At 63.8% G+C, this 5059-nt stretch carries 5 protein-coding genes; 4 read left to right on the top strand and 1 reads right to left on the bottom strand.

Annotated elements, in window-relative coordinates:
• The 4 genes from A2J01_RS14545 to A2J01_RS14530 form a co-directional block, all read left to right on the top strand.
• Window positions 1-647, top strand: a 647-nt coding sequence (locus A2J01_RS14545; RefSeq protein ID WP_156519279.1) for an ABC transporter substrate-binding protein, incomplete at its 5' end; no start/stop codon positions are given.
• Window positions 648-1400 (top strand): class I SAM-dependent methyltransferase, encoded by a 753-nt coding sequence (locus A2J01_RS14540; RefSeq protein ID WP_054827306.1) that lies wholly within the window; start codon window positions 648-650, stop codon window positions 1398-1400. It begins immediately after the preceding gene.
• Window positions 1397-2437, top strand: a complete 1041-nt coding sequence (locus A2J01_RS14535; RefSeq protein WP_064112962.1) for a FecCD family ABC transporter permease — start codon at window positions 1397-1399, stop codon at window positions 2435-2437. Before A2J01_RS14540 ends, A2J01_RS14535 begins: the two co-directional genes overlap by 4 nt.
• Window positions 2434-3207 carry an ABC transporter ATP-binding protein gene (locus tag A2J01_RS14530; RefSeq protein ID WP_064112961.1) on the top strand — a complete coding sequence of 258 codons (774 nt, stop codon included), beginning with the start codon at window positions 2434-2436 and terminating at the stop codon, window positions 3205-3207. Before A2J01_RS14535 ends, A2J01_RS14530 begins: the two co-directional genes overlap by 4 nt.
• A 15-nt stretch (window positions 3208-3222) precedes the next feature.
• Here the strand turns inward: A2J01_RS14530 and A2J01_RS14525 are convergent.
• Window positions 3223-5059, bottom strand: a 1837-nt coding sequence (locus A2J01_RS14525) for a sulfatase-like hydrolase/transferase (protein WP_064112960.1), incomplete at its 5' end; no start/stop codon positions are given.

Genomic DNA, 5059 nt, shown 5'->3' with positions numbered 1-5059 from the left:
ACACGACGTTCAACTACACGTTCACCTCGGAGGGCATCGCCGACCGGATCAAGTTCACCGACCTCGGTGTCGCGACATATCAGTCACCCAGCGAGTGCACCGGTCAGGATGCCGAGCAGAGCAAGGCTCTCACGCTCGACGACTTGTACGACGAAATCGACGACGTGGCAACACTGTTCGATGTCAAGGACAAAGGTGTCGAGCTCACCGAGAGTCTGAAGGATCGCGCGGCCACCGCCACGGCGGCACTGGGAGCTGAGAACGTGACGCTGGCGTGGTGGTATGCAGCCACGAAGACGCCGTACTTCGCCGGGTGCTGCGGTGCACCGGGAATCATGACCGACGCGGTGGGTGCGAAGAACGCCTTCGATGACAACAAGCAGTACTGGCCCGAAATCGGTTGGGAGAGTGTCCTCGATCGAGACCCGACCGTGCTGGTGCTCGCAGATCTCGACCGCGGTGGAGACGGCGACAGTGCCGCAGACAAGATCGCGTTCCTCGAATCGGACCCGGTCGCCAGCAAGCTCACCGCAGTGAAGAACAAGCGTTACATCATCCTCGAAGGAACGACGATGGATCCCTCGATCCGCAATGTCGGTGGCATCGAACAGCTCTCCGACGGGCTGCGCCAGTTGGGTGTGGTCTAGATGTCCGCGGAGATCTGTGAACTGGTGCGTCGGTGGGACGACCAGCAGGCGGCATACATCGCCGACCGTGAGAAGCGCTTCGACGTGATTCTCGACGTCCTCGAATTGCAGCACGCGCACGCCCCGTTCACGGTTGTCGACCTGGCCTGCGGGCCGGGTTCACTGAGCGCCCGGATTCTCGAAAAGTTCGAGCATGCGAGCGTTGTGGGGATCGATTACGACCCGATGCTGCTGGAGCTCGCCCGCCAGTCGTCGACGCGTTTCGGTGACCGACTGCAGCTGATCGACGCAGACCTGGCGGGAGCCGATTGGCCGAATTCGGTGGCTGCGCCGGTTCAGGCGATAGTGTCGACAACCGCGCTGCACTGGTTGCAACCGCAGCAGCTCGTCGAGGTGTATCGGCAGTGCCGCGAACTGCTGAGCCCTGCCGGCGTTCTGCTCAATGGTGATCACTTTCGCTTCGACGGCCGATCCCCCGTCATAAGCCGATGGGCGAACGCTCACGACGAGCAGACGCAACGCTCCGCCTTTGCTGCGGGCGCTCCCGAGTGGGACAGCTGGTGGGACGAGCTGCGGGCCACTCACGGCATCGGGGCACTGACCGACGAGCGTGAGCGTAGATTCGCCGGACGTGACGCCACCGCGCCCACAGCCGTCGACTTCCAGTTGGCGGCGCTCGCGCAAGCAGGTTTTCGGGAGTCGGGGACGGTCTGGCAACTGTTCGACGACTACGTGGTCTACGGCGTGAGATGACGACAAGAGTTCGGCTGCGTGACAACCCGACGACCGTCACCCTGCTGTGGGTGATCGGTGTTGTCACGCTGGCCGGATCAGCCGCCGTTGCCATCACGTTGGGGCCGGCCGGTCTGTCGGTCGGTGAGGTGGCTTCGATTGTCGTCGGCCATCTCGGCGGTACCGCGGCGGACGTCACCCCTATCCGTGACGGCATCGTGTGGGACCTCCGTCTGCCGCGCACCCTGCTCGCCGCGCTCTGCGGTGCCGGTCTCGGGTTGTGCGGTGCGATCATGCAGTCGCTGCTTCGCAATCCGCTGGCCGATCCGTTTGTCCTCGGTATCTCGTCCGGCGCCTCGACCGGTGCCGTACTGATCGTGATCCTCGGAGTCGGGTCGGGAGTGATCGGCTTGTCGAGCGGCGCCTTCATCGGCGCGGTGATCTCCTTCGCCCTTGTGTTGCTGCTCGCCCATGCGGCCGGCGGCACGCCGGATCGGGTGATCCTGGCCGGTGTCGCCGCGACCCAACTGTTCTCCGCGCTCACCTCGTTCATCGTCATCACCTCGGCCGATCCCGAGCAGACCCGCGGCGTGATGTTCTGGCTCCTGGGCTCACTCGGCGGCGCCGACTGGCTCGACGTCGCACTCTGCGCTGCGGTGGACGCAGTCGGCCTCGTGGTCTGTCTGACTCACTCCCGCGCACTCGACGCCTTTGCCTTCGGCGAGGACGCGGCGTCGTCGCTGGGGGTGAACGTGTGGCGGGTGCGTGTGACCCTGTTGTTGGCAACAGCCTTGATGACCGCGGTGATCGTGAGCGTCGCAGGTGCCATCGGCTTCGTGGGCCTGGTCCTCCCGCACGCGGCGCGGGCTCTCGTCGGTTCGAACCACCGCCGACTCCTGCCCGCGTCCGCACTGATCGGCTCCATCTTCCTTGTCTGGGTCGACGCTGTGGCACGCACAGCCATTGCGCCGCAGGAACTCCCGGCCGGTGTGGTGACCGCGCTGGTCGGTGTGCCTGCGTTTGCCGTCATCCTCTGGAGACGGAAGGCCAGGCCATGACACTCGAAGCTACCGGCGTCAGTTGGCGGGTCGGCGGGGCGCTCATAGTCGACGACCTCGACGTCTCGCCTACAACCGGAAGTACGGTGGGGCTTCTCGGCCCCAACGGCTCGGGGAAATCGACGCTGCTGAAACTGCTTGCCGGGCACAATCGTCCGACATCCGGTGTTGTGACCCTGGACCGAACCCCGTTGTCCGACTGGAAACGCCGCGACATCGCGCGTCGGATCGCGACCGTTGATCAGCACAGCAACACCGAGCTCGATCTGACGGTCGCGGAGGTAGTCGAACTCGGACGCACACCTCACCGCGGACTGTGGGGTGGGCAGTCGGATTCCGATCGCGACGCCGTCCGGGCAGCGATCGAACACACCGACCTCGCCGGCATGCTGGACCGGTCGTGGCACACCCTGTCCGGCGGGGAGCGCCAACGCGTCCAGATCGCGCGCGCCCTCGCTCAGGAACCCCACGAGTTGCTACTCGACGAGCCGACCAATCACCTGGACATCAATCACCAACTCGAACTGCTCGCGCTCGTGCGACGCCTCCCCACCACCACGATCATGGCATTGCACGATCTGAATCTGGCCGCCATGTTCTGCGATTCGATAGTGATGCTGAACCGTGGATCCATCGTTGCCCACGGAAGCCCGACCGAGGTCCTCACCGCCGACCTGATAGCCGAGGTCTACCAGGTCGACGCCGAGGTCCGCTTGGACGGTCCCGGCGGAGTACCTACCGTGAGATACCTTCCGCCCGGCACAGATTAGACGCACTCGGAACTGTCATTCACGCGAGAGCATCGCCACTGCTTCGCGTTCGAGGTCGACGTAAGGTTCACCACTGACGTCGATGGCCACCCGGTTGAGCGTTCCACCCGTGAACGCCCACGGCGACTTACCCGGGTAGTCGTCGGTTACGGGCTCCCCGCTGTCACGGCCTGCATTGAGCCCTTCGCCGCCGCCGATGCTGAACTTGCCTGGCTGAGTGCGGATTCTGCCCTCACCGACTTTCCGATCGCCGTAGTAGAGGCCGAGCACCCCGTGCGCAGTGCCCGGCGGATCCTCGCCTTCCTTCTCGAAAGTTGCTGCCAAGATTATATTTTCGCCGATCGGAAGGTCTTCGGTGGCATCGATCTTCTGCTGTTCACTGCCGAGGAAGTTGTACACGTAATGCAGGCGGTTGTCCTTGACGTACAGCGAATGCCCACCGAACCTGCCACCATGCGAGAAGCGCACACCGGTCGCACCTGGTTCGGCCAAATCGACAACTGCCCCGATCGAGAATGAACGATTACGAAGGTTGACAGCGACGGCTTCCGGTACCTCGGCTCCGCCCGGGCGGTAGACATACCGGTTTCGGGGCGGGGCCAACTGGGGGCGAGGCGTGGTGAGGAGTTCGACACCGGACCGATCGTCCAGTGGCAGAGCTTGATTGGCACCGGCCTCGTGGAACCACAACCCCACCAGCTCTGCCAGCCTGCCGGGTTCTTCATCCGCAAGGTTCCGGAGCTCGGCTCGGTCCAACTCTGTGTGGTAGAGCTCCCAGGTGTCTTCCGAGAAATGGCCCCACCCGCTCAGAGTCGGGTGCGTGGTGACGGCCTTCCAGCCGTCATGCCAAATTCCTCGTCCTCCGAGCATCGAATAGAACTGGGTGTGCTTGGCGGTGGGGATGTTGCCGGCATCGAAGCTGTACCGCATGCTCACGCCTTGAATCGGGTGCTGGGTGTACCCCTTCACCGTGTCAGGCAAGTCGACGCCGACGCAGTCGAGCAGAGTCGGGACGACGTCGATGGCGTGATGGTACTGATCTCGAATCTCGCCACGGGCATCGATGCCCTCCGGCCACGAGATGATGCATGGGTCGCAGGTTCCACCGTTGAACGAGTACCGCTTCCACATCTTGAAGGGCGTGTTGAACGCCATCGCCCACCCGTTGGGATAGTGGTTGTACGTCTCGGTGCTGCCCAACTCGTCCAGCTTCGCCAGGTTCTCGGCTAGGTCGTCGGGTACGCCGTTCGCAATCTTGTTCTCGTTGACAGACCCGTCGGGTCCGCCCTCACCGCTGGCACCGTTGTCGGAGACCACCACGATGATCGTGTTGTCGAGCTGCTCGATTTCTTCGAGGTACCCGAGCAGGCGTCCGATCTGATCGTCACAGTGCGAGAGGAAGCCCGCGTACACCTCCGCCATCCGTGAGAACAGTCGCTGCTCGTCAGCGGAGAGGGTGTCCCAGGGGCGGGTGAAATCCAGCGGCGGGAACGGTTCGCCGTCGGGCCCGGTGCGGGTCTCAGGAGTGCCTATCGGGTTGAGTGAGGGCAGGGTCGTGTCTTTCGGGACAAGTCCCATTTCCTTCTGTCTGGCCAGAATCTCGTCCCGCATGGCTTCGTACCCTGCGTCGAACCTGCCTGCGTAGCGATCGGCCCATTCGCGGGGCGCGTGATGCGGAGCGTGTGCGCACCCGGGTGCGTAGTAGAGAAATACAGGCCGGTCCGGAGCTATCGACTTCACGTCACCGATGTATTCGAGCGCTCTGTCGGTGATATCGACGCTGAAGTGATACCCCTCTTCGGGCGTCGACGGCTGTTCGACGGGGTGGTTGTCGTGGACGAGATCGGGATAC

The organism is Rhodococcus sp. EPR-134 (assembly GCF_001647205.1).
Classification (GTDB): Bacteria; Actinomycetota; Actinomycetes; order Mycobacteriales; family Mycobacteriaceae; genus Rhodococcus_F; species Rhodococcus_F qingshengii.
Note: the sequence above shows the minus strand (reverse complement) of the source record. Positions and strands in the feature narration are given on the sequence as shown.